This is a genomic window from Citrobacter sp. KH_055_1 (genome assembly GCF_057838705.1).
In genome coordinates this window covers 28,635-50,843 of record NZ_CM174473.1, presented here as the reverse complement: position 1 = coordinate 50,843, position 22,209 = coordinate 28,635, and the positions used below count along the sequence as shown (strand labels likewise).

Below are 22,209 nucleotides of genomic sequence, written 5' to 3'. Positions count from 1 at the left end.
TGAAAAACAGTTATAAAATATTCGAGATTATTTTATGAATACTATGTCCCAGCTTTTCTTCAAGCCGAAGTTTATAGACGTAAATTTTCTTAATATCGATATTATCTGTGACGGTGATTTGCTGAATACTTTTCCCCGACATAAAACGCTTCAGCAATATCATTTCCGTGTAGTTTAATGATCGTCCACGCTTGCTGTTAGCCAGGTGACCTGTGAACAGTCGGTGAATCTTCTGATGCTGAACAATATCGTCATCGTCAGAATAAATAATGCCTTGTATGTAACTGCTTTTCGACAACCAGTAATTGGCTAACGGTGTCAGATTCCGGTCAGAGAGCAGGACAATACGCATCCCGCTACGGGCTAAACGGTCAACCCACTGCGGATCGGCGAACAAGCGCAGATTCGGGAACGAAAAGTCGACAAAAATAAAGCCCCGGGACAAATGATTTTGATTATTAAGAAGAAGTTTTTCAACGATCCCTGCTTTCAAAAAACGATTCCCCTCAGGCCAGATAGCAAAAGTAGCACGATGGCAATACTGTGCGCGTACCGCAGGCTGCGGAAATAACGAGCAGGATAATTCACAACTTATGCAACGAACATTTGGTGGCGGTTTTCTCTTCATCAAAAACAACTCCTGTAATTTTTTCCTTCAATATTTCACTGGTAAATAAATGTGTCAATCGACACGCTACGCGCGCCCCGTTAGTCAATTAAATTCAGTCATTAAAAATGTTATAAAGTCTTATCAGCAAATTAATACGGATGATAAATAACCTGATACCAATCAGTATATGCGTATCTTTTCTCAGACAAATAACCATAACATTAGGAATTTTGCACACAAATCACGGCACCAGGATAAATACTCACATAGCACTATTTGCTAAAAAACCGACACAAGAGATAATTATCAGTAACATTAATCCGATAATTTAATCACTCTGGCGGCGTGGTGAATAAATATAAGGGTAATTCTGATAAATCTGTAATGAATTCTCATTACTTAACCTTAGTTCATTCTCACCTAAGATTTATCTATGCTATCCGTTTGTATTTTAATGATTTTATTTCGTCACCTAAGAACTTTATCACTGATGATGTGCAAAGACCGAGGCGTTTTTGCGATTTGTATGTAGAATTAAAGGGGGTGTCAACGGCACTCCGTGATACGTCTTTGTTACTGAGGGCCGGGCATTGTACCTTATCAATCAGTTGGTCGAATTTAATCCTGATAACAGAAGTCTGGTTAACCAGCAGACCGGGCGGTCGATTCAACTGCAACTGCCAGCCTCACTCTGCTTTTTGTATTTAATTACGCACCCAAATGAAATTGTTTCTCAGAACACGCTGCTAAAAGTGGGTTGGGGGGAGCGCAATAATGTCACCACAACCAATACCTTTTATCAGACAATCCTGACGCTGCGTAAAGCGCTGGAGGAAGTAGGGCTGCCTCGTGACACGGTAAAAACTATTTCTCGCCGAGGGCTAAGATTAACGGAAAATACACAGGTAGAAGTCATAACGCACACACAAAGTGATGTTTCCTTACCGCCAGTGATTGAAGAAAAAACAACACCCGTAACAATAGTGCCCTCACCGAAACAAACAACGCCGATCCCACGATGGGGGATTATTTTTACCCTCAGCGTGCTTATTGCTACCCTGGTTATCTGGCTGGTGTGGTATCAGAAACGCCCGGCGATGCCATTTAACGCCTTCGTCTCTATTTCCATGCGAATTCCCTCAAATCAAAACTGCAAAATTTATTATTCACCGAATGAACACAATCTGGACGGTTATTTCAATTTGATGCAATCGCATCCCTCTCTCTGTGAAAAAAACCATTATGTGTTCCTTGCCGGTTACCGCAAAGCCGAGAGAGTGGTCGCCTTTGTCTGTGATAAAGACGCACGAACGGATGCTTCTGCGTTTTGTACCAGCCATTATTACTGGATGCGTGCGCAATGAAAAAAACCTGCACGATTATTCTGGTCAGTATTGGGCTGGCGACGGTTCTCGGTTCAGGTGCCTGGCTATGGCATTCGCGATATGCCGAACAACCACTGAATTGCGTCGGCAACGTAGAGTGGAATATTGGTGACAAACGCTTTACCGGCACGGTGTCGTACCGGATGTACCAGCATGAAGGGCTGGCGACCATTAACGGCAGGCTGTATGGACATCACACCACGGACGTCAGCAGGAACATTTATTTTAGCTACACCCAACAGCGCGATGCCCGCGTGCTGCAGACGATGCAGGTGGTCAAAACTTTCGCCGATACAGCGGATGAAGATGATATTAACAGCACATTGCCAGGGTTTTATCGCCAGAGCGGGCGAGGCCTGAGCCTGGTTATGGAGGAGTATAAAGGCGCGTGGATTTTTGCGACGTCGAATGTTCCCTCACTGTATTGCCGCAAAAGATAATATCGTAATTTCACTTAAATCCAGCATTCACATTTATCATCATTGACTTACGCGACATGGGTCACTGAATCCAGTAATAAGCCATTGCTATTCTTCTCCCCGAATCAGGAAGCATCCTGAATACCTCGATATCCACTGCGTAAAAATCAAGCGAAATGGACGTGTTAGAGCGTCCAGAAGACTTTAACCGACGGATGGATATGCGGAGATAACGTGGGCAGGGGCGTTTATCTCTCTGGCGAGCCATGCCTGACAGTACAGGCGTGATCGCATTAAGGAAACGGTGTGTTTCCGGTGTACTTATGGCGTACTTATGAGGGATACATAATGTTTAGTTTTAAAAAGTGCCTGATTGCACTTTCAGTAAACCTGGCGGTTGTTTCATCCGGTTTTGCGTGTACGACCCTGCTGGTCGGCAATGAAGCCTCGGCGGACGGCTCAATGTTGGTGGCCCGTAGCGCAGACAGCGACGCGCTGAAAGCACAGCATTTTTTGATTCATCCAGCGAAACAGAACCAGACCGGGGTATACAGCACCAAAGCACATAATGGTGCGAATGATTTTACCTGGCCGCTGCCGAAAAACTCACTGCGTTATACCACCGTGCCTAACTGGAAAACCCAGCTACACGGAGCCACCGGTTTTAACGAACTGGGCGTTGGCGTCAGCGGGACAGAATCTATTTTTGCTTCACCGAAGGCGCTGGCCGTTGACCCGTACGTTGAGGATAAAGGGATCACCGAAGACGATATCCCAGACATCTTACTGTCACAGAGCAAAATCGCACGTGACGCGGTGGCCCTGCTGGGGCATATCGTTGAAACCGTCGGCGCAGGTGAAGGTTTCGGCGTTGCCGTCGTGGATGATAAAGAAATCTGGTATCTGGAAACCGGTAGCGGTCACCAGTGGATGGCACAGCGGCTGCCAAATAATCAATATTTTGCCACCGGTAACCAGGGACGTTTACAGGATTACGATCCACAAGACCCGAACATGATGGCGTCGAAAAACCTGGTTGAGTTCGCCAGCGAAAAAGGTCTGTACGATAAGGCCAAAGACGGCAAATTTAACTTCTCCACAGTCTATACCCGCGATGATGTACGTGACCGTACCTATAACGACCCCCGCGTGTGGACCATCCAGAAAACGTTTAATCCTTCCGTCAATCAGGATATGGCCGCAGGCCGCGAGTTCCCGGTATTCCTGAAGCCGGAGAAGAAGATGACGCTGGATGATGTGAAGTCAGTGCTGCGTAGCCACTATGAAGGCACCAGCCATGATCCGTACACCAACGGTCTGAACGGCAAAGAACCGTGGCGTCCTGTCAGCGTATTCCGCACCTACGAGGCGCACGTGATGCAGGTCCGCCCGTGGCTGCCAAAAGAAATTGGCGAAACGACCTACATTGGCCTCGGTATGGCCGATCTTACCGCCTTTGTTCCATACTACAGTGGACTGAAGGCGTATCCGGCCAACTATACGATGGGGACGGATAAAGCAGACGATCAATCCATCTACTGGAAGTATCGTAAATTACAGACGCTGACTATGACCGATTATCCTAAGCTCGCGCCCATCGTCAAAAAAGCCTACAAAGCGTGGGAAGACAAGGTTGCACAGGAGCAAAAAGAGGTTGAGGCCGAATATCTGAAGATGGCGAAAACCGATAAGCCTGCCGCAGATAAAATGCTGAATGACTTCAACCTGCGCATCATGGCCGACGCCGAGAAGCTGACGGAAGACCTGACGAATCAGCTGTTCACTATCCGCACTAAAGATATTCAGTCTGATATTTTCTTTGCTAACGCAGCCAAAAAAGACTGAGTCACCGCCAGGTAAATGGCCTGGTTTGCTGGTGCGGAGACGTTTTCAGCTCTGCGCCAGCGTTTCACACCGCGCCTTCACGGCGTCGTGCAGCAGGCGTACCGCCGTTGAAAGCTGTTTTCGGTGCGGGCAAATCATATTTAGCGGGACTTTTTCCCCCTGATAATCAGGCATCAGCAACTGCAAACGACCGTCACGTACATCTTCACTCACGTCCAGCCACGACTTATACGCAATCCCCTCACCGGCAATCGCCAGACGACGGATCACTTCGGCGTCATCGCTCATAAACGTGCTGTTGACCTGCACACTGCTGACCTCACCGTTGCGCGTAAACGTCCAGCGGTCATGGAGTCGCCCGCGTAAGACGAAGGTCATGGCATTTAACGGTGCTAAATCATCTGGTTTTTGCGGCTCACCGTGCTGCGTAACCCACCCCGGAGAAGCCACCAGCACGCGTCGATTACCAGGAGCCACGGGCAGTGCGATGTAAGACGCATCCTCGGTATTACCATAACGAAACGCGACATCGACGGGATCTTTAAACACATCAGTCACCTGATCGGAGAAAAAGACCCGCAGGCGCAGGGCGGGGTGGCAACGACGAAATGACTGAAAAACAGGCAGCAGCAGGTTACGCCCGAGATCGGACGGCACCGCAATTTGCAGCGTGCCGGAAATCTCATCCTCGGGTGTCTGAATTTTCTGCAGACCGGCATGCATCACGTCCAGCATCTGGCGGGCATAGGGCAACCAGACCTCGCCTTCCGGTGTCAACCGCAGACTACGCGTGGAGCGCGCAAACAAGCGTATGGTCAGCGTGGACTCCAGGCGCTTGATGGCGGAACTGACCTGGGCCGGCTGGACGCCGACTTCGCGCGCCGCATCACTAAAACTGTTAAGCGCCGCGGCGCGGACAAACAACGTGAGATCTTCAAGCCGGAACATTTTCACTCCCCGAGTATAAGTCCTGTCGCCGTGAGGCTATTTTTCCCGTTCTGATGCCGGTTTACCATCGAATTATTCAACAGATAAACAGAATCCTGTAACCGGAGAGATTATGAAAGCCATCGCCATTACCCACGCCGCAACCGACGGCAGTAACATCGCATATTTACAAGAGATTGACCTGCCAACGCCCATTGCCAAAGGGCATGACCTGCTGGTTGAGGTGAAAGCGATTTCCGTTAACCCTGTTGATACCAAAGTTCGCGAGGGATTCAGCGCTGATACCCCGCGTGTTCTGGGCTGGGATGCGGTGGGCGTGGTGAAATCCGTCGGCGAGTCCGTAACGTTATTCACACCGGGCGACGAAGTCTGGTATGCCGGCGCGCTGGGTCGGGCGGGCAGTAACAGCGAATTTCAGCTGGTTGATGAACGCATTGTCGCGCTGAAGCCGCAATCGCTGGATAACGCCTCTGCCGCCGCCCTGCCGTTGACGGCCATCACCGCATGGGAAATGCTGTTCGACCGCCTGGGTGTTGCAGAAAATGGCAACGAAGGCGACGTATTGTTGATCGTCGGTGCAGCGGGGGGCGTCGGTTCTATCCTGACTCAACTGGCGAGTAAACTGACCAAAATGACCGTTATCGGCACAGCATCGCGCCCGGAAAGCCAGAAATGGGTGCATGAAGCAGGTGCGCATCATGTGATCGATCACAGCAAACCACTGACCGAAGAGCTGGCACGAATTGGAGTTAAAGAGGTCACACACGTTGCCAGCCTGAATAATACCGAACAGCACTATCAGCAGATTATTAGCGCCCTGGCCCCACAGGGCAAACTGGCACTGATTGACGACCCGGAGTTCCTTGATGCCCGCCCGCTGAAAGCCAAAAGTATTTCGCTGCACTGGGAATTTATGTTCACCCGTTCAATGTTCGAAACCCATGACATCATTGCCCAGCACCAGCTACTGACCCGCGTGGCGCAACTGATCGACAGTCAGACGATCCGTACCACTCTGGGCGAGCATTTGGGCACTATTTCTGCGGCGAACTTACAAAAAGCCCACGCGCAAATTGAAACCGGTCGTGCGGTAGGCAAAATTGTTCTGGAGGGGTTTTAATATGTCTGACACTGAAGTGATTTCGATTATTGCAGTACTGAAAGCCAAACATGGGAAAACCGACGCTCTGAAACAGGCGCTGCAGGCCTTACTGCTGCCCACGCGTCGGGAACCGGGCAATATAGAGTATGCGCTGTTTCAACTGCGCGATACGCCGGATGTGTTTTACGTGCGCGAATCCTGGCGGGGTCAGGCCGGTCTGGACGACCATATTGCCCTGCCGCATTTCCAGACGTTTATCCTGCAAATGAACGATCTGCTGGCTGAGCCGCTGCGTCTGGATTATCTGACGCCGATTGCGCCTTAATCTCTTGATGAAATCCCCCGCCACACGGGGGATATTCAGTCAGGCATTACGCCCCGCCATCACACCGCCATCCACATTCCAGACAGCCCCGGTCACCCAACCCGCTCTATCAGAAAGCAGGAATGCGACGGTTTCTGCAACATCAACTGGCGTCCCAACCCGGCCTGTCGGATGGAAGCTATCAAAGCTGCTCATCACCCCCTGCACATCCTCTTTCGGAATAAACCCTTCATAGATAGGCGTGTGTACCACCGCTGGAGAAACGGCATTAACGCGAATACCGCAGCCCCCCAGTTCAATGGCCAGATTTTTCGTTAAGGCATGCAGGCCCGCTTTTGCCATCGAGTAGGCCGAAGAGGGCGTCGCCGCTATCGCTTGTTGTGCCCACATCGAACCAATATTCACAATGGCACCATTTATCTTTGCCGCCACCATATTGCGCACCACATCCCGGGTAATGAAGAACATCGCGCGGTTGAGGCTCATGTACAGATCATAATCCGCAACCTCATGTTCAATAAATGGTTTCGGCAAGAAAACCCCGGCCGCATTGACCAGCAGGCTGATGTCGCGGTGTTCAGTATTCACCGTTTCCATCACCTGGTGCATTCCGGCTTCTGACATCAGATCCGCGGCAATGACCGCGACATCACCCATTGCCGCCAGCGCCTGACGCGCCTGCTCAGCTTTATCGGCACGATTACCGACCAGCACCACACGTCCACCCTCTTTCAGGATCAGTTTCGCAGTTTCAAGTCCCATCCCACTGGTCCCGCCCACCACTAACAGTTTTTGTCCGGCAAATAATGCTTTCATCGTTAACCTCGTTTCAAAAATTCCTTGATGCGCTAAAGATGCCACCCGGCAGAGGTGATGACGAATGAGAAGAAATAGCGACACCAGAAAGAAAATCTATCTCGCAGGCGTATACTGAGAACTGCCAATCAGAAGGAACAGAACCAGATGCGTTTACTTAATCGACTAAAATGGCTGCACGCCTTTGAGGCCACCGCCCGCCATGGCAGCTTTACCGGCGCTGCGCAGGAGTTGGGCGTAACGCCCGCCGCAGTCGGACAGTTGGTACGCGCACTGGAAGATTGGGTGGGCCATCCGCTGTTACACCGATCCCGTTCAGGTAAAGAGCGCCTCACGCTGGTTAGTGAAGCGCAGGACGCATTACGCGACATTACCCAAGGACTGGATAACCTCGAATCCGGGCTGAATAAACTGCGCGGTCGTCGGGCACGCTCGGTGGTAATCATCACCGCCTCCCAGGTGCTGGTAATGAACTGGCTGATGAGTCGTCTCAACCGTTTCTCGCAGGCGCATGAAAACATCGAACTACGCCTGAACGTGACGGAAAAATTAATGGATGTCGCCCACGGCGAAGCGGATTTGGGTGTGCGCTGCGGAAAAGGTGACTGGCCAGGAATCAACAAAACCAAGTTGATGGATGAAGAGGCCGTTCTGGTCTGCAGCCCGCTCCTCGTGCCAACAGAAAAAATATCCTGTGGTGAATGGTTGGCCACACAGAAGCTGATCCATGATGATACCCCCCACCACGGTGCCAATTTTCCGTCCTGGGATGATGTTCTGAATGCTACCCATGCTCCCGCCGCACGCGAAAGCGGGCTGCACATCAACTCCACCGCCACCGTGATTCTGGCAGCACTCAGTGGTCAGGGTGTGGCCATTGTGCGCCTCGCGCTGGTGCAACAACTTCTTACTGACGGACAACTGGTCCAGCTTCATCCCAACGTCCGCTGGCCTCTGGCATGGTCATACTACATCGTCACGCCACAGCACGCGGCTATGCGCCCTGAGGTGAAAATCTTTAATGACTGGCTGAAGGCGGATGTGCAGGCAGAGATCCATACCATCTCTGATATGATACTTGCACACAAATAAGACAATACAACCATGCCGAGGGAATAATGAGTTCCACCAGAAGAGGGATGATAAACGTCCTGATTGCCGCCGTATTATGGGGAAGTTCGGGCGTTTGCGCGCAGTACATCATGGAGCAAAGCCAGATGTCGTCGCCGTTTTTAACCATGACGCGCCTGATTTTCGCCGGACTCATTCTGCTGATGCTCTCGTTTGTGCACGGCGACAAAGTCTTTTCGATCATCAAAAACCGCAAAGATGCCATCAGTCTGCTGATCTTTTCTGTGGTCGGCGCGCTCACCGTACAGCTGACTTTTCTGCTGACCATTGAAAAATCCAACGCCGCCACCGCAACGGTACTGCAATTTTTGTCACCGACCATTATCGTGGCGTGGTTCTCCGTGGCGCGTAAAGCGCGACCCGGCATTTTAGTGCTCACCGCCATTCTGACTTCACTTATCGGCACATTCCTGCTGGTGACTCACGGCAACCCAACCTCGCTGTCTATTTCACCTGCCGCGCTGTTCTGGGGGATCGCCTCCGCCTTTGCCGCCGCGTTCTATACCACCTATCCCTCTACGCTTATCGCCCGTTACGGTACGCTGCCGATCGTTGGCTGGAGTATGTTGATAGGTGGCCTGATCCTGCTCCCGATCTATGCCGGAGAGGGAACGGACTTCGTGGTCAATGGCAGTTTGATTCTGGCGTTTTTCTATCTGGTGGTGATCGGCACATCGCTAACGTTTAGCCTGTATCTGAAAGGCGCGCAGATGATTGGCGGACCGAAAGCGAGTATTTTGAGCTGTGCGGAACCGTTGAGCAGCGCCCTGTTGTCGCTGTTATTGTTAGGGATTACGTTTACCCTGCCTGATTGGCTGGGCACGCTGCTGATCCTCTCTTCTGTAGTGCTGATTTCAATGGATTCCCGTCGCCGCGTCCGAACGGTATAACACCGAGCGGCGCGGCTACAGAGGGGTATTACCAGCCAGGTACCGCGCCGCCGTTAAAGATTTTTTCCGCCGCTTTTGCGACTTCCGGAGACTGATAAGATTGCAGGAACTCTTTTACGTTCTCGGCATTTTTATTGTCTTCTCTCGCCACCAGGATATTCACGTACGGCGAGTTTTTATCTTCGATAAACACGCTGTCATGTACTGGCGAAAGTCCGGTTTGCTGAATGTAGGTGGTACTGATGATCGCCACGTCTACTTTCTGATCGTCCAGCACGCGCGGCAACTGCGCGCCTTCCAGCTCCATAATAGTCAGATGACGCGGGTTATCGGTGATATCCAGCGCCGTCGGCAGCAGACCGGTTCCCTCTTTCAGCGTGATTAATTTTTCTTTTTGCAGCAGCAACAGCGCACGCCCGAGGTTAGTGGGATCGTTAGGTATCGCAATCGTCGCACCGTCTTGCAGTTGATCGACCGTTTTGATTTTTTTCGAATAACCGGCCATCGGGAAGACAAAGGTATTGCCCACCGCCACCAGCGTATAGTTATGCGCTTTATTATCCTGCTCCAGGAACGGACGATGCTGGAAGACGTTGGCATCCAGCTCACCCTGATTAGTTGCATCATTAGGCAGTAACGAACCACTAAATCCCACCAGCTCAACATCAAGTCCGTACTTCTCTTTGGCCACCTTCTTCGCGACTTCCGCCACATCCTGCTCTGCGCCGTTAATCACGCCGACTTTAATGTGTTTTGTATCACTGCTTTGCTGGTCGCAACCTGCCAGCAATAATCCCACCAGCAATACCGCGGTCCCGGCCCCGAAATAGGGTTTCTTCAGCTTCACGTTTTTATCCTTTTGAATTAACCGCCCATTGAGTAATGAAATGACTATAGCGGGAAGGCCGCTGCGGTTTATAAAACGAAAAAGCATCAGCAAGAAGAAAAAGGCATAACGGAAATAAGAGAGATTAGTCAGAGTGTTCCATAAGCTCATCAATGGATAGCCCGGTAATCAGTAGCACCAGGTCGCGATCGATACCCTTTTCAAGCATGGCATGTGCAATCCGCAACGCTTCGTCCTGCTTTCCTTCCTGTTTTCCTTCAAGCTTTCCTTCTTTTCTCCCCGACTCACGTAAGCATTCTGCAATCGTCATTAATCTCTCCTTGTGTTGGGGAACGCGCCCGGCAAGCCTGCGGATAAACACCTCAAAACGGGTCGCACTACCAGACTGTAGCAAGTAATTAAACAGCGTTTCTATCTGGCTGTCATTAGCGTGTTCCTTAACAAGCAGGACCGTCAGTTTATCCACCAAAAGCGTCAGGTCGCGCTCACGGATATGCTTTTGAACAAGCTCCAACAGAGCCATCCGCCGATGCTGCATAATCTCATCATCAGACACCACGGTGATGTCCACCAACGGAAAAGGCGCATCATAAAGTTGCCGCGCTATCTCTGGCTCGGCAAATTCATCCAGCCAACTTAGCGAAAAGGGATATGGGCTTTCCACACCATGGTAAAAAAGTATCGGCACCACCAGGGGCAACGTTTTATACCCGGCGTCGAGATGACGCTGCATCGCGGCAATGGCATAGCGCATCAGTCGAAATGCCATGTGGGCATCCGGCGAACTTTGATGTTCAATCAGCGCATAGATGTAGCCATTACCCTTCGTTGTTTGCAGAGACCACAGTACATCGGAATAGCTGGCCCGCAGGTCTTCCTCTACAAAACTGCCGGATTCAAGCTTCAGCGTGTCCAGCTTGCAAAGGTCGCGTAGCGATTCAGGAAGCCAAATATCCAGGAAATCCCTCGCCGTTTCCGGGTGGGCTAAAAACCTTTTAAACACCGCATCATGCGGCGTGGATGTCGTGCTTTTTTTCATGGCGATCCATCACCTGCATTACAAGATGACGGGACCTTACTCGCCTATCGCATAATCCACATCAGGCAACGTTTAAGCCTGCGAGGTGCTTTGGGAGATAAATACACACTACTGTAATGTATTCATTTTCAGGGAATGATGTTCGCAAAAATGCCCGGAGGCGCTAACGCTTACCGGGCCTACACGGGCTGCTGAAACGCATAACCGGCTGTGACGGTCATCAAAACGTTTTCGATAAATAGTGGCGCGCAGCCCCTTGCTCCGGAAAATTTTCGAGGGTTAATTGCAGCTGGTAGCCGTTCTTTTGATAAAACGGTAGCGCCTGGAAACTCAGGGTATCAACCAGCGCATGCAGACATCCTCTCTCGCGAGCCGTCTGTTCTGCTGCCTGAATCAGCTTCGTGCCATAACCCCCTTTACGCAGGGATTCATGCATCCACAAAAACTCGATACACAGCCATTCACCTTTGATTTTGCCGATCAGCCCACCCTGTATTTCATTGTGTTCATTGCGCCAATAGACCGCCAAATCGCCGAAATTGCTCGTTTTCAGGAACTGGAAGTTGTAAGCCCGCAGGCCAGTAAGCAGCGCGTTTTGATCGTCTTCAGTAACCGTATCCGTAATCTGTATCTGCATTCTATCCTCCTGAAAAACTACAACTTCTGGCTGATTTGGTTTTAGACATTAACACAGGCTGATGAGTGAGCCTTATGGCGTCTACACTTACTCTTGAGATGATGCGCATCGACAACAAGGATTATTATCATGAAACGAGCCGTTTTTCCGATTATTGCCGTCCTTTTCACGCTGCCGGGTCTGGCGCAGGCCGACTCGGCTTACGGTTCTCTACAGGCAGTTCACGAAAAAAACACCGTATTAAAGGACTTACGCAAAATTTGTACCCCACAAGGGTCGCCGTCGGATGAAGTATGGGAAAAAACGATTATGTCTGATACGCGTAATCAGCAGCACATTCGCGAGGCCATTTTGGCAATACAAAGGAGTAATCAGAATAACTACTGGGATGCGCTGGGCAAAGTGGAATGCCCGGATATCTAGGCGTGAAGCGCATGGCTTCACGCCTGATTAAGACGGTTAACGCTGAGGAATAATGAGGTCGCCACGCAGCACGTATGAACCCAGCACGTTCTGGGTTTTCTCGTTCAGCCAACTGACAATGCGTGCCGCCATCGCATCCATTGAATACTCAATGGCCGGGATAGTTGGAATGCCCGGCAGATGCAGCGACCCGGCCAGGCTAAAGACCATAATGTCTCCCGGCACCGATTTATTAAACGCCTGCAGCTGCGGGATAACCCGCTGGGCCTGCTGTTCGTCCGCCACCAGCAGCGCGTTAAAATTGAGCGTTGACGCGTTATTGAGCAGCTCCTGCAATGCCACGGAGGACGAAGTGGCTTCCATAAACACCAGATTGCGGTTAAACGGCAGGAAGTTTTTTTCCAGCGCATGCTTGTAGCCCAGCAGCACCTGATCCGAGAACCCCATACCGTCCGGGTGGATCAGTGCAATCTGGCGTCGGTTCTGGCTTATCAGGTAGTTACAGGCTGTTTCGGTAGCAAACGCGTGATCAAACTGAATGCTGTTGACGTCATCGCCAGAGTCCAGGCAATCCACCAGAATGACATTCTCCTGGCTAATGCTCAGCGGGAACCGCGCGCCAATAATCAATACGTCATCGCACAACCCACAGCTTAATTCATCCAGGGCGTTCATCACTTCCGCTTTGCTATTGGCAAAACGCAGCAGCAGATGCTTTTGATGCTGGCTAAGGTGTTTTTCCAGCGCGTAGAGATAGCCGGTAGTCTGGTTAATGTTATCCTGCGCGCAAATCACCCCAATACAGCCGGTAGACTGACTCAGCAGCGACTGTGCAATCACGTTCGGGCGATAGTTCAGTTCATCCACCGCTTTCAGCACGGCAAGACGGCTGGCCTCTTTGACACCACGTGAACCGCTCAACACGCGTGACACCGTGGCCTTTGACACCCCGGCCAGACGCGATACATCGTTGATAGTAGACATCATTCTCCCCTGACAGGACCCGCCTGGCCCTTTCCTTCCTGTATTTAACACTGGCTTAAATAATCGCCACTCGCAGTATATCTGTTTCCGTTTTTCATGGAAACCGATTTTCCATTTTGACTCAAAAAGAGATCAAATTGCCGAATTTCGTGAGCCAGATTCAAATAATTAGCCTTATAACAATAAGATCTTGATGGCCGTCACAGTTCTGCTTGCGATGGATGGAAACCGGTTTCCGTATGATATCAAATCAGACTCGCAATATGTTTTTACATTTAAAGGATGGTTCACCATGTTCAGGATTATGTTGTGTTGCTCTGCAGGGATGTCCACCAGCATGCTGGTTCGCAAAATGGTTGAAGAAGCGGAAACGCGCGGGTTGCCCGTGAAGATTGATGCATACGGTGTTGCCGAATTTGACACACAGTTTCCAAATTATCAGGTGGTGCTGCTCGGCCCCCAGGTAAAGTACATGCTTACTACGCTCTCAGAAAAGGCTGCCACCCAGGGTGTACCCGTAAAAGCCATAGATATGATGGATTACGGTATGCAACGCGGTGACAAAGTGCTGGATTATGCCCTGTCGCTGATTGAAGCGGCACACTAGAAAGGTATCAATATGAGTTCGTTATATCAGTCAATGGTTGCCGTCATTGAACAATCCATCACCCCGCTCGCCGGAAAACTGGGGCAGCAAAAGTATGTGATTGCGATTCGTGACGGTTTTACGGCGGCGTTGCCGTTTATGATCATCGGCTCGTTCATGCTGGTGTTTATTTTCCCTCCGTTCTCTGCCGAAACCACCAACAGCTTTGCCCGTGGCTGGCTCGACTTTTCTGCCACCTACCGTGAACAGTTAATGCTGCCGTTCAACCTCAGCATGGGTGTTATGACGTTCTTCATCTCCGTTGGCATTGGCGCCAGCCTTGGCCGTCAGTTTAATCTCGACCCAATTATGTCCGGGCTGCTGGCTTTTATGGCGTTTCTGCTGGTAGCAGCGCCTTATGCCGACGGAAAAATCTCGACCCAGTATCTTTCCGGTCAGGGAATTTTTACCGCCCTGATTACCGCCATTTATTCCACCCGCGTGTATGCCTGGCTGAAGCAGAATAACGTGACAATCCGCCTGCCGAAAGAAGTGCCGACCGGCGTCGCGCGTTCATTTGAGATCCTGATTCCGGTGCTGGTGGTAATTGCCACCCTGCATCCGCTGAACCTGTTTATCGAAGCACAAACCGGGATGATCATTCCGCAGGCGATTATGCACCTGTTGGAACCGCTGGTTTCCGCCTCTGATTCGCTGCCGGCGATTCTGCTTTCCGTCCTGCTGTGCCAGATTTTCTGGTTTGCGGGAATCCACGGCGCACTGATTGTCACCGGCATCATGAACCCATTCTGGATGGCAAACCTGTCCGCTAACCAGGCGGCACTGGCGGCAGGTGCGGCGCTACCGCACGTTTATCTGCAAGGCTTCTGGGATCACTACCTGTTGATTGGCGGCGTGGGCTCAACCTTACCGCTGGCGTTCCTGCTACTGCGCAGCCGCGTCGCCCACCTGCGCACCATCGGCAAAATGGGAATTGTGCCTAGTTTCTTTAATATTAATGAGCCTATTCTGTTTGGTGCGCCGATCATCATGAACCCGATGCTGTTCATCCCGTTCGTCTGCGTTCCAATGATCAACGCCGTACTGGCCTATAGCGCTACCAAGCTCGGCTGGATAGCCCAGGTCGTGTCGTTAACCCCGTGGACCACGCCTGCGCCAATTGGGGCATCCTGGGCTGCGAACTGGGCATTAAGTCCAGTGGTGATGTGCTTTATCTGCATGGCAATGTCGGCGCTGATGTACCTGCCTTTCCTGCGTGCGTACGAACGTTCTTTGATGAAATCCGAAGAGCAAAAAGCCCAGGATGCCGTCTCCGTGGCGAACGCTGCCCGTAGCAACTCATAATGAATCAAGGAGTCAGAACAATGAGATACCGTTTTCCTGAAAACTTCTGGTGGGGCAGTGCCTGCTCAGCGCTGCAAACCGAAGGGGATAGCCTGAACGGCGGTAAAAGCCAGACCACATGGGACGTGTGGTTCGACCGTCAGCCAGGTCGTTTCCATCAGGGGGTTGGCCCGGCAGACACCTCCGGTTTTTATCAACACTGGAAACAGGACATCGCACTGCTGAAACAGCTACAGCACAACAGCTTTCGTACATCCTTGAGCTGGTCGCGCCTGATCCCGGACGGCACCGGCGAGGTCAATCCCGAAGCGGTCGATTTCTATAACAACGTCATCGACGAGCTGCTGGCACAGGGTATCACGCCCTTTATCACCCTGTTTCACTTCGATATGCCAATGGTCATGCAGGAGAAAGGCGGCTGGGAAAATCGTGAAGTTGTGGAAGCCTTTGGCCGCTACGCCCAGACGTGTTTTACCTTGTTCGGCAATCGGGTGAAGCACTGGTTCACCTTCAACGAACCGATTGTCCCGGTAGAAGGCGGCTATCTGTATGACTTCCACTACCCGAACGTGGTGGATTTCAAACGTGCGGCAACCGTGGCTTACCACACCGTACTGGCGCATTCGACGGCGGTCCGTGCGTATCGCGCTGGCAACTATGACGGTGAAATCGGCGTGGTGCTGAATTTAACGCCGTCTTATCCGCGCTCGCAAAATCCGGCGGATGTGAAAGCCGCACACCATGCGGATCTGCTGTTTAACCGCAGCTTCCTCGATCCGGTATTAAAAGGCGAATATCCGGCGGACCTGGTGGAACTGTTAAAACAGTACGATCAACTACCGGCCTGCCAGCCCGGCGACAGCCAGCTCATCGCCGAGGGTAAAATCGACCTGTTGGGCATTAACTACTACCAACCACGCCGGGTGAAATGCCGCGATAGCGCCGTCAATCCTGACGCGCCGTTTATGCCAGAGTCGCTGTTTGATTATTACGAAATGCCGGGACGTAAAATGAATCCGTACCGTGGCTGGGAAATCTATGAGCCGGGCATTTACGATATTATTACGAATCTGCGTGATAATTATGGCAACCCGCGCTGTTTTATTTCTGAAAACGGCATGGGCGTAGAAAACGAGCAGCGTTTTATTCAGGACAATCAGATTAACGACAATTACCGTATTGAGTTTGTCTCGGAACATCTTAAATGGCTGCATAAAGGCATTAACGAGGGTTGTCATTGCCTTGGTTACCATATGTGGACCTTTATTGATAATTGGTCATGGCTTAACGGATATAAAAACCGCTACGGTTTTGTCCAGTTAGATTTAGCCACGCAAAAACGTACAGTGAAAAAGAGCGGCGAGTGGTTTGCGAAAACTGCCGCCAATAATGGATTCGATTAAAAAGAGAGCATCATGATTGCATTAGAAGAAGCAGTAATGGAAATCATCGTCAATGCCGGGCAGTCACGCAGCCTGTGCTTCGAAGCGCTGCACGCCGCGCGCGCCGGGAACATTGACGAAGCGAAAAGCCTGCTTCGTGAGGCTGACGGCTATGCCCGTCAGGCTCACCACATGCAAACCAAATTGATCGAACAGGACGCCGGGGAAGCCCGGCAACCAATGACATTAATTATGGTGCATGCGCAGGACCACTTAATGACGTCGCTATTAGCCCGCGAACTGTCAGAAGAAATCATTCATCTGTATCAACGTTAGTTTCTAAATAACACTTTCTGAACGGAGTATTTATTACGACTAAATAAATCATTTCTGTACCTATTAAAAAACAAACAAATCAACTTGTTTTGGTGATAGCAAATTCAACCGAGACGGGATGGTTATTATCTTAAAATAAATGAATACACACGCTTATTCAGAATGCCAATGGCAACCTGAAGGGTTAAGTGTCAAATGAGATAACCATGAACATAAAAAAACTTCCATTAGCCATGGCGGTCGTGGCCGCGCTGTGCCCAATTTCTGTGCTCGCACAGGAATTTACGCAGGAACAAATCGACGCCATCGTCGCCAAAGCCGTCGATAAAGCGCTGGCGGAACGCCAGGAGAAAATGGACGCTGCCGTGGCGAAGAAAACCGATGTGATTAACGAACCGCAAAGCGCGGCGCAGTCGCCGGATATGGCGATACCGTTCGGCGTGAAGTTCAGCGGCTACGCCCGTTACGGCGCGCACTTCCAGAGTGGCGATCAGAAATACGTTGGCGTTGACGGGTCCTATAACGGTGCATCCGCGATTGGTCGTCTGGGTAACGAAGGCAACGGTGGCGAATTCCAGCTCTCCAAAGCGTTCAAAAGCGACAACGGCGCAATCTGGGATATCAACGTGATGATTGACCACTGGGGCGACGAAGTTAACCTCAAAAAAGCCTACGCGGGCGTGACCAACGTGCTGGAGTCCAATCCGAACGCCTACATCTGGGCCGGTCGTGACTTCCATCAGCGTCCACAACAGGGTATCAACGACTACTTCTGGATGAACCACGACGGCCAGGGCGCCGGGGTGAAGAACTTCGACATTGGCGGCGTACAGTTTGATGTTGCCACCGTCGCCGCCGTCGAATCGTGTAGCCCGGAAGTCATGGAAGACGAAGCTAACCCTTCACGCATTACCTGTACCGGCGGCTCCGGCACCGGCGATAAGGGTAACTACGCGGTGACGTCAAAAATCCACAATATGAAGGTCGGCCCGCTGGACCTGGAGATCTACGCCAACTATGGCTTTGACTCCAAGGCCGTCGAGAGCGATGACCGTCTGAAAGCCTGGCAGGGCGCTTTTGTGCTGAGCCACACCAACGACAGCGGCGTGAACAAGGTGATCGCCCGTTATTCGGATAACTCAGACAACAGCGTCTACAACAAAACCGACGACCTGACCACGGTTTACGCCAGCTTCGAGGGGAGCCATAAGTTTACCCGCCAGGCGCAGGTGGAATACCTGCTGGCGTTCCATGACTACGACAACAGCGCAGATAAAAGTGATAACCGTAAGAACTACGGCGCAATTGTACGCCCGATGTACTTCTGGAACGACGTTCACTCCACCTGGCTGGAAGCGGGCTATCAGCGCGTAGATTACGACAACGGCGAGGATAACAGCGGCTGGAAGCTGACGCTGTCGCAGAACATGTCGATCGCCATGGGACCCGAATTCCGCCCCATGCTGCGCTTCTACGTGACAGGCGGCAAAGTGGACAACGACCGCACCGCGCGCGTCAACGGCACGAAAGACGAAACCCTGGACGACTTCAACCTCGGCGCGATGTGGGAAGCGTGGTTCTGATAAGGAATCATGCATTCTCGTCGTTACGTAGGCCCGGTAAGCACCGCGCCACCGGGCACGATGACGGGGGGCGGCGTTAACGCCTTATCCGGCCTACGTAGACGGTCCCGCAATGAATATTGGGATCATTGCATACCCTTTATGCGCACTTTCGCTGCCACCACTAGCGCCGTCAGCAGCATCAGGCTGCCGGAGAGCATCAGGGGCGACAGCAGTCCGAGGTTATCAAGCGCATAGCCTCCCACCGCAGCCCCGCAGGTATTGGCAAGCTGGATCACGGCGACCTGGACGGATCCGGCTTTTTCTGCCTGATCGGCCAGCGAGCGGGTGATCCACGTCGACCATCCCACCGGCACCAGCGCAAACGCCAGCCCCCAAACAATCGCAATACCCGCGGCTACCACTTTGTCACTGCCCCAAAAAATCAGGATCAGCGCGCTGAGCGCCAGCACCAGCGGTGCACCGGCTAACGCCAGTTTCACCGAGCGCTTCAAAATCATCGACGAGAGCGACGTACCCACAAAACTGGCAATACCAAAGCTCAGCAGCACCAACGTCAGGCCATCCACATCAAATCCCGCCAGATTCATATACACCGGGCGAATATAGGTAAAGAAGGCAAACTGTCCGGCAAAGGACATAAAGATGGCGATCATGCCGGCCATCACGCCCGGACGCTGGAGCAGGCTGAACATATTTTGTTTCTGGTGCGACGGCTCACCGGGCAGCGAAGGCAGCGATCTCACCACCCAAATGGTGCACAGCACTCCCATTACCGCCGCAGCATTAAACACGTTACGCCAGCCGATAATACCGCCTAAAAAACTCCCCAACGGTGCAGCAATCACCAGCGCAATAGAGACCGCGCCGAAGATAACCGACAGCGCCTTCGGCACCGTACGCGCGGGAACCAGACGCATAGTCAGCGACGCCGACATCGCCCAGAATCCGCCCAGCGCCAGCCCCAAACAGGCACGGCCCACCAGTAGCAGCGCAAAAGAGTTGGCGAACGAGACCAGCAGGCAGGAGAGCGTCAGCAGCACTGAGAACAGGATCACCACATAGCGACGATCTGTCGCCTGAATGATTTGCGTGACAAACAAGCTGGCAAACATGGCGACAAAGGCCGTCACGGTGACCGACTGCCCGGCAACACCTTCTGAAATGCCCAGATCCTGCGCCATCGGCGTCAGCAAACTGACCGGCAAGAACTCAACGGTTATCAGGCAGGCAACACAGAACGCGACGGCAAATACCGCCGACCAGTTAGGTCGGGCATTCACCTCTGCGCGGGATTTTTGTTCAATAACGTCACTCAATTTTGTAACCTGCGTAGGATTATTGTAGAAAAGTTACGCAGTGTAACATTAAAAATGTGACGTATTTAACGTTTTAACAACTTTCACCGCCGGACGGCGATGCCAAATAGCCATCATCACAAATCTGATATCAGTGTAGCCAGTGCACACCATCTTCAGGCAGGAAAAAGGCGTTGTAGCGCATTTGAAATGCATTTATCTCCTGCAGGTCTGGCTCCATTTCACGCAAAAAACCGAGCGCCAGACGCACCTGGGCGTCGGTAATTGGCGCGGCCAACCGGGCTTTTTGCAGTAAACGATGCCACTGCAGCAGATTCTGCTCACTACCGTCGACAATGACGACTTGCCAGATCAACAGCACCTGTGCGGCATTTTGCAGATGCGATTCGTCAGGTCGGTGGAGGTACTGTAAAAACGCCTCACCCTGCACTTTTCCCATCTGATCGGTCATCGATTCTACCGCCATCACATCAATACCCAGACGCTCGCTCAACCGGCGAACCGCACGCCGCGCCCCGGACGTCAGCACCCGAAAACCGACAATAAAAACAACCACCAACGTGGCCAGCATTATCCAAATCATGCGCACATCCCTTACCCGACAGGACGCCCATCATAGCGGCAAATTCATCTCTGTCGACGGCCGAACGTGTCAACGCTATTCCGGACGGCGCATAAGGCATAAAAAAGCCCGCCATAAAGGCGGGCAAAACGTTACCACTACACACTTAAGCGATGTTTAACTGCTGAATTTTTTTCTCGCGACGGATTTTACGTTCTTCGAAGACGGCCACGATAGCCATCAGGCAGATACAAGCGATAGCGGCGGTGTCCAGCGCGGCGAAGGTGCCCGCCCAGCCGGTCAGGCCGAAGACTGGCGTCCCATCGGCAATCATCCCCAGACCCAGCTTAGCGAAGCTGTCACCGATCAGATACGCGAATGTGCCTTTAATCCCATCGGCCGCGCCGATCGCTTTTTTCGGCACAAAACCGACTGCCGCCACGCCGATCAACAGCTGCGGACCAAACACCAGGAAGCCGAGGGCAAACAGGGAAGCCAGGTAAACGTACTGGTTGCTGGCGTGCTGATAAACACCGAGCGTGGCGATAATTAATGCCAGCGCGACACAGGCTACCAGTGCGCGACGACCGTTCGCCAGATCCGACAGCCAGCCCCACAGCAGCGTGCCGACCAGCGCGCCCACTTCAAACAGGGTGAACCCCTGAATTGCCACCTCTTTAGAGAGTTTCAGCTCCTGGAAGGCATACACGGTAGACCACTGGTCGATACCGATACGCACCACGTACAGGAAGATGTTGGAGAAGCACAGCAGCCAGATCACTTTGTTTTTCAGCACGTACTCAACAAAGATCTGCCATTTGGTCATTTCGTTTTCTTCGGTCTCTTTGTCCTCTTCGCTGATCTCTTCGCCAAACAGTTCTTCTGCTTTACCGAGACCATAAGATTCCGGAGAGTCGCTACCAAAGCGCAGGCCGATAAAGCCCACGATCAGCGCGATAATCGACGGGAAGATAAACATCCCAATGACGTGGCCGTCGAACAGCACGTTAGCACCGAACAGCGCCACGCCTGCCGCACCCGCACCGCCGAGGTTATGGGAGATGTTCCACATACCGAGGTAGGAACCACGTTTACGGCGCGGCGTCCATTTGGTGATGGTCGAATAGCTGCACGAGCCGCCGGTACTCTGGAAGAAACCGCTCAGCGCGTAGAAGGCGATCATCAGGTACAAGCTGGTTGTGCCCGGCCCCATGCTGGCGCTAAAGCCGAGCATACAGATGGCCGAGAGGATCAACATCAGCGGCAGGAACTGCTTAGTGTTTTTGCCGTCAGCGTAGTAGGAGACCAGCGTTTTACCCACGCCATAGGTGATGGAGAAGCCCAGGCCAATCATCCCCAGCTGCGTCATGCTCAGCCCGTAGGTGGTGATCATGTCGTTCTGCGCGATGTTGAAGTTTTTGCGGATCAGGTACATGGTCAGGTAGCCGATGAAAACCACCAGGTAAGACTGCATGAACGGCTTGAACCACATTTTGCGCCGCACATCGAGCGGCAAATCCAGGGTCGGCTTGCGCACCTGGTTTAGAAAGGCCAGCATAGGACACTCCCGAGCTAATTTTTATACCTGCGAATAGCAGGCATTGTAAAAATCAGTCGGCAGAGACGCCTGAGACAGCGTCCAGGCGGAACCGGGAAAATTTCTTAGTTTTGCCCC

General features: G+C 52.0%; 23 protein-coding genes. 13 read left to right on the top strand and 10 right to left on the bottom strand.

Annotation, left to right across the window (positions count from 1 at the left end; genetic code table 11):
* Positions 1-10 precede the first annotated feature (10 nt).
* Entirely contained in the window at positions 11-628 is a 618-nt protein-coding gene (locus AC3ITF_RS00260) for a helix-turn-helix transcriptional regulator (RefSeq protein WP_115257147.1), read from the bottom strand.
* A gap of 572 nt (positions 629-1,200) precedes the next feature.
* Between AC3ITF_RS00260 and AC3ITF_RS00255 the strand changes: the two genes are divergently transcribed.
* The 3 genes from AC3ITF_RS00255 (at position 1,201) to AC3ITF_RS00245 (ending at position 4,259) form a co-directional block, all read left to right on the top strand.
* Complete coding sequence (locus tag AC3ITF_RS00255) at positions 1,201-1,974, top strand: winged helix-turn-helix domain-containing protein (RefSeq protein WP_489176036.1); 774 nt, start codon at positions 1,201-1,203, stop codon at positions 1,972-1,974.
* Positions 1,971-2,435, top strand: coding sequence for a hypothetical protein (locus tag AC3ITF_RS00250; RefSeq protein ID WP_146718184.1), 465 nt, complete (start codon positions 1,971-1,973; stop codon positions 2,433-2,435). The genes AC3ITF_RS00255 and AC3ITF_RS00250 overlap by 4 nt, the downstream gene beginning before the upstream one ends.
* 327 nt (positions 2,436-2,762) lie before the next feature.
* The gene (locus AC3ITF_RS00245; protein WP_489176035.1) at positions 2,763-4,259 is read left to right on the top strand and encodes a C69 family dipeptidase; all 1,497 of its coding nucleotides are present in this window, start codon (positions 2,763-2,765) and stop codon (positions 4,257-4,259) included.
* A 45-nt stretch (positions 4,260-4,304) separates the two neighbouring features.
* On the opposite strand, the gene AC3ITF_RS00240 is transcribed toward AC3ITF_RS00245, so the two are convergent.
* Complete coding sequence (locus AC3ITF_RS00240; RefSeq protein WP_137362522.1) at positions 4,305-5,207, bottom strand: LysR family transcriptional regulator; 903 nt, start codon at positions 5,205-5,207, stop codon at positions 4,305-4,307.
* Between the two features lie 112 nt (positions 5,208-5,319).
* Here AC3ITF_RS00240 and AC3ITF_RS00235 point away from each other — a divergent pair, with 112 nt between their 5' ends.
* Both AC3ITF_RS00235 and AC3ITF_RS00230 read left to right on the top strand, forming a co-directional pair.
* Positions 5,320-6,327, top strand: coding sequence for a zinc-binding alcohol dehydrogenase family protein (locus tag AC3ITF_RS00235; RefSeq protein ID WP_489176034.1), 1,008 nt, complete (start codon positions 5,320-5,322; stop codon positions 6,325-6,327).
* Between the two features lies 1 nt (position 6,328).
* Complete coding sequence (locus tag AC3ITF_RS00230; protein ID WP_181490795.1) at positions 6,329-6,634, top strand: putative quinol monooxygenase; 306 nt, start codon at positions 6,329-6,331, stop codon at positions 6,632-6,634.
* A 39-nt stretch (positions 6,635-6,673) separates the two neighbouring features.
* Here AC3ITF_RS00230 and AC3ITF_RS00225 read toward each other — a convergent pair whose 3' ends face one another.
* Positions 6,674-7,450 carry an SDR family NAD(P)-dependent oxidoreductase gene (locus AC3ITF_RS00225; protein ID WP_489176033.1) on the bottom strand — a complete coding sequence of 259 codons (777 nt, stop codon included), beginning with the start codon at positions 7,448-7,450 and terminating at the stop codon, positions 6,674-6,676.
* 147 nt (positions 7,451-7,597) lie between these two features.
* Between AC3ITF_RS00225 and AC3ITF_RS00220 the strand changes: the two genes are divergently transcribed.
* Together AC3ITF_RS00220 and AC3ITF_RS00215 are read left to right on the top strand one after the other, a co-directional pair.
* Entirely contained in the window at positions 7,598-8,542 is a 945-nt protein-coding gene (locus tag AC3ITF_RS00220; RefSeq protein WP_489176032.1) for a LysR substrate-binding domain-containing protein, read from the top strand.
* Between the two features lie 26 nt (positions 8,543-8,568).
* Positions 8,569-9,471: a carboxylate/amino acid/amine transporter gene (locus AC3ITF_RS00215; RefSeq protein WP_181540229.1), complete on the top strand. Its 903-nt coding sequence runs from the start codon at positions 8,569-8,571 to the stop codon at positions 9,469-9,471.
* A 28-nt stretch (positions 9,472-9,499) separates the two neighbouring features.
* Here the strand turns inward: AC3ITF_RS00215 and nlpA are convergent, their stop codons facing one another.
* The 3 genes from nlpA to AC3ITF_RS00200 form a co-directional block, all read right to left on the bottom strand.
* A complete protein-coding gene (nlpA, locus tag AC3ITF_RS00210) occupies positions 9,500-10,318 on the bottom strand; it encodes a lipoprotein NlpA (protein WP_181540228.1) in 819 nt (272 codons plus the stop codon).
* A 124-nt stretch (positions 10,319-10,442) separates the two neighbouring features.
* Entirely contained in the window at positions 10,443-11,357 is a 915-nt protein-coding gene (locus AC3ITF_RS00205; RefSeq protein WP_182297001.1) for an Rpn family recombination-promoting nuclease/putative transposase, read from the bottom strand.
* A 220-nt stretch (positions 11,358-11,577) separates the two neighbouring features.
* On the bottom strand, positions 11,578-11,994 hold the full coding sequence (locus AC3ITF_RS00200) for a GNAT family N-acetyltransferase (RefSeq protein ID WP_181624847.1): 417 nt from the start codon (positions 11,992-11,994) through the stop codon (positions 11,578-11,580).
* 129 nt (positions 11,995-12,123) lie between these two features.
* Here AC3ITF_RS00200 and AC3ITF_RS00195 point away from each other — a divergent pair, with 129 nt between their 5' ends.
* A complete protein-coding gene (locus AC3ITF_RS00195) occupies positions 12,124-12,417 on the top strand; it encodes a YicS family protein (protein ID WP_115257133.1) in 294 nt (97 codons plus the stop codon).
* Positions 12,418-12,453: 36 nt separating this feature from the next.
* Here AC3ITF_RS00195 and AC3ITF_RS00190 read toward each other — a convergent pair whose 3' ends face one another.
* Entirely contained in the window at positions 12,454-13,401 is a 948-nt protein-coding gene (locus AC3ITF_RS00190; protein ID WP_137362526.1) for a LacI family DNA-binding transcriptional regulator, read from the bottom strand.
* A 292-nt stretch (positions 13,402-13,693) separates the two neighbouring features.
* Between AC3ITF_RS00190 and AC3ITF_RS00185 the strand changes: the two genes are divergently transcribed.
* From AC3ITF_RS00185 to AC3ITF_RS00165, 5 genes are all read left to right on the top strand, one after another.
* Positions 13,694-14,008: a PTS sugar transporter subunit IIB gene (locus tag AC3ITF_RS00185; RefSeq protein WP_096759495.1), complete on the top strand. Its 315-nt coding sequence runs from the start codon at positions 13,694-13,696 to the stop codon at positions 14,006-14,008.
* Between the two features lie 12 nt (positions 14,009-14,020).
* Complete coding sequence (locus tag AC3ITF_RS00180) at positions 14,021-15,352, top strand: PTS sugar transporter subunit IIC (protein ID WP_096759028.1); 1,332 nt, start codon at positions 14,021-14,023, stop codon at positions 15,350-15,352.
* A gap of 20 nt (positions 15,353-15,372) precedes the next feature.
* Positions 15,373-16,755 carry a glycoside hydrolase family 1 protein gene (locus AC3ITF_RS00175; RefSeq protein WP_181819821.1) on the top strand — a complete coding sequence of 461 codons (1,383 nt, stop codon included), beginning with the start codon at positions 15,373-15,375 and terminating at the stop codon, positions 16,753-16,755.
* A 12-nt stretch (positions 16,756-16,767) separates the two neighbouring features.
* The gene (locus AC3ITF_RS00170; RefSeq protein WP_008786514.1) at positions 16,768-17,070 is read left to right on the top strand and encodes a PTS lactose/cellobiose transporter subunit IIA; all 303 of its coding nucleotides are present in this window, start codon (positions 16,768-16,770) and stop codon (positions 17,068-17,070) included.
* A gap of 206 nt (positions 17,071-17,276) precedes the next feature.
* A complete protein-coding gene (locus tag AC3ITF_RS00165) occupies positions 17,277-18,653 on the top strand; it encodes a carbohydrate porin (protein WP_489176031.1) in 1,377 nt (458 codons plus the stop codon).
* 125 nt (positions 18,654-18,778) lie between these two features.
* Here the strand turns inward: AC3ITF_RS00165 and nepI are convergent, their stop codons facing one another.
* The 3 genes from nepI to uhpT all read right to left on the bottom strand — a co-directional run bounded on the left by nepI (position 18,779) and on the right by uhpT (position 22,092).
* The gene (gene nepI, locus AC3ITF_RS00160) at positions 18,779-19,972 is read right to left on the bottom strand and encodes a purine ribonucleoside efflux pump NepI (RefSeq protein ID WP_137399113.1); all 1,194 of its coding nucleotides are present in this window, start codon (positions 19,970-19,972) and stop codon (positions 18,779-18,781) included.
* A 130-nt stretch (positions 19,973-20,102) separates the two neighbouring features.
* Positions 20,103-20,555, bottom strand: coding sequence for a DUF1198 domain-containing protein (locus tag AC3ITF_RS00155; RefSeq protein ID WP_096759021.1), 453 nt, complete (start codon positions 20,553-20,555; stop codon positions 20,103-20,105).
* Between the two features lie 145 nt (positions 20,556-20,700).
* On the bottom strand, positions 20,701-22,092 hold the full coding sequence (gene uhpT, locus AC3ITF_RS00150) for a hexose-6-phosphate:phosphate antiporter UhpT (RefSeq protein ID WP_096759020.1): 1,392 nt from the start codon (positions 22,090-22,092) through the stop codon (positions 20,701-20,703).
* Between the last annotated feature and the right edge of the window lie 117 nt (positions 22,093-22,209).

Excerpts from the sequence above, each read along its gene's own strand:
- AC3ITF_RS00260 (WP_115257147.1), bottom strand. The coding sequence starts at position 628 with ATGAAGAGAAAACCGCCACCAAATGTTCGTTGCATAAGTTGTGAATTA.
- AC3ITF_RS00250 (WP_146718184.1), top strand. The coding sequence starts at position 1,971 with ATGAAAAAAACCTGCACGATTATTCTGGTCAGTATTGGGCTGGCGACG.
- AC3ITF_RS00245 (WP_489176035.1), top strand. The coding sequence starts at position 2,763 with ATGTTTAGTTTTAAAAAGTGCCTGATTGCACTTTCAGTAAACCTGGCG.
- AC3ITF_RS00240 (WP_137362522.1), bottom strand. The coding sequence starts at position 5,207 with ATGTTCCGGCTTGAAGATCTCACGTTGTTTGTCCGCGCCGCGGCGCTT.
- AC3ITF_RS00235 (WP_489176034.1), top strand. The coding sequence starts at position 5,320 with ATGAAAGCCATCGCCATTACCCACGCCGCAACCGACGGCAGTAACATC.
- AC3ITF_RS00230 (WP_181490795.1), top strand. The coding sequence starts at position 6,329 with ATGTCTGACACTGAAGTGATTTCGATTATTGCAGTACTGAAAGCCAAA.
- AC3ITF_RS00225 (WP_489176033.1), bottom strand. The coding sequence starts at position 7,450 with ATGAAAGCATTATTTGCCGGACAAAAACTGTTAGTGGTGGGCGGGACC.
- AC3ITF_RS00220 (WP_489176032.1), top strand. The coding sequence starts at position 7,598 with ATGCGTTTACTTAATCGACTAAAATGGCTGCACGCCTTTGAGGCCACC.
- AC3ITF_RS00215 (WP_181540229.1), top strand. The coding sequence starts at position 8,569 with ATGAGTTCCACCAGAAGAGGGATGATAAACGTCCTGATTGCCGCCGTA.
- AC3ITF_RS00205 (WP_182297001.1), bottom strand. The coding sequence starts at position 11,357 with ATGAAAAAAAGCACGACATCCACGCCGCATGATGCGGTGTTTAAAAGG.
- AC3ITF_RS00200 (WP_181624847.1), bottom strand. The coding sequence starts at position 11,994 with ATGCAGATACAGATTACGGATACGGTTACTGAAGACGATCAAAACGCG.
- AC3ITF_RS00195 (WP_115257133.1), top strand. The coding sequence starts at position 12,124 with ATGAAACGAGCCGTTTTTCCGATTATTGCCGTCCTTTTCACGCTGCCG.
- AC3ITF_RS00190 (WP_137362526.1), bottom strand. The coding sequence starts at position 13,401 with ATGTCTACTATCAACGATGTATCGCGTCTGGCCGGGGTGTCAAAGGCC.
- AC3ITF_RS00185 (WP_096759495.1), top strand. The coding sequence starts at position 13,694 with ATGTTCAGGATTATGTTGTGTTGCTCTGCAGGGATGTCCACCAGCATG.
- AC3ITF_RS00180 (WP_096759028.1), top strand. The coding sequence starts at position 14,021 with ATGAGTTCGTTATATCAGTCAATGGTTGCCGTCATTGAACAATCCATC.
- AC3ITF_RS00175 (WP_181819821.1), top strand. The coding sequence starts at position 15,373 with ATGAGATACCGTTTTCCTGAAAACTTCTGGTGGGGCAGTGCCTGCTCA.
- AC3ITF_RS00170 (WP_008786514.1), top strand. The coding sequence starts at position 16,768 with ATGATTGCATTAGAAGAAGCAGTAATGGAAATCATCGTCAATGCCGGG.
- AC3ITF_RS00165 (WP_489176031.1), top strand. The coding sequence starts at position 17,277 with ATGAACATAAAAAAACTTCCATTAGCCATGGCGGTCGTGGCCGCGCTG.
- AC3ITF_RS00155 (WP_096759021.1), bottom strand. The coding sequence starts at position 20,555 with ATGATTTGGATAATGCTGGCCACGTTGGTGGTTGTTTTTATTGTCGGT.
- uhpT (WP_096759020.1), bottom strand. The coding sequence starts at position 22,092 with ATGCTGGCCTTTCTAAACCAGGTGCGCAAGCCGACCCTGGATTTGCCG.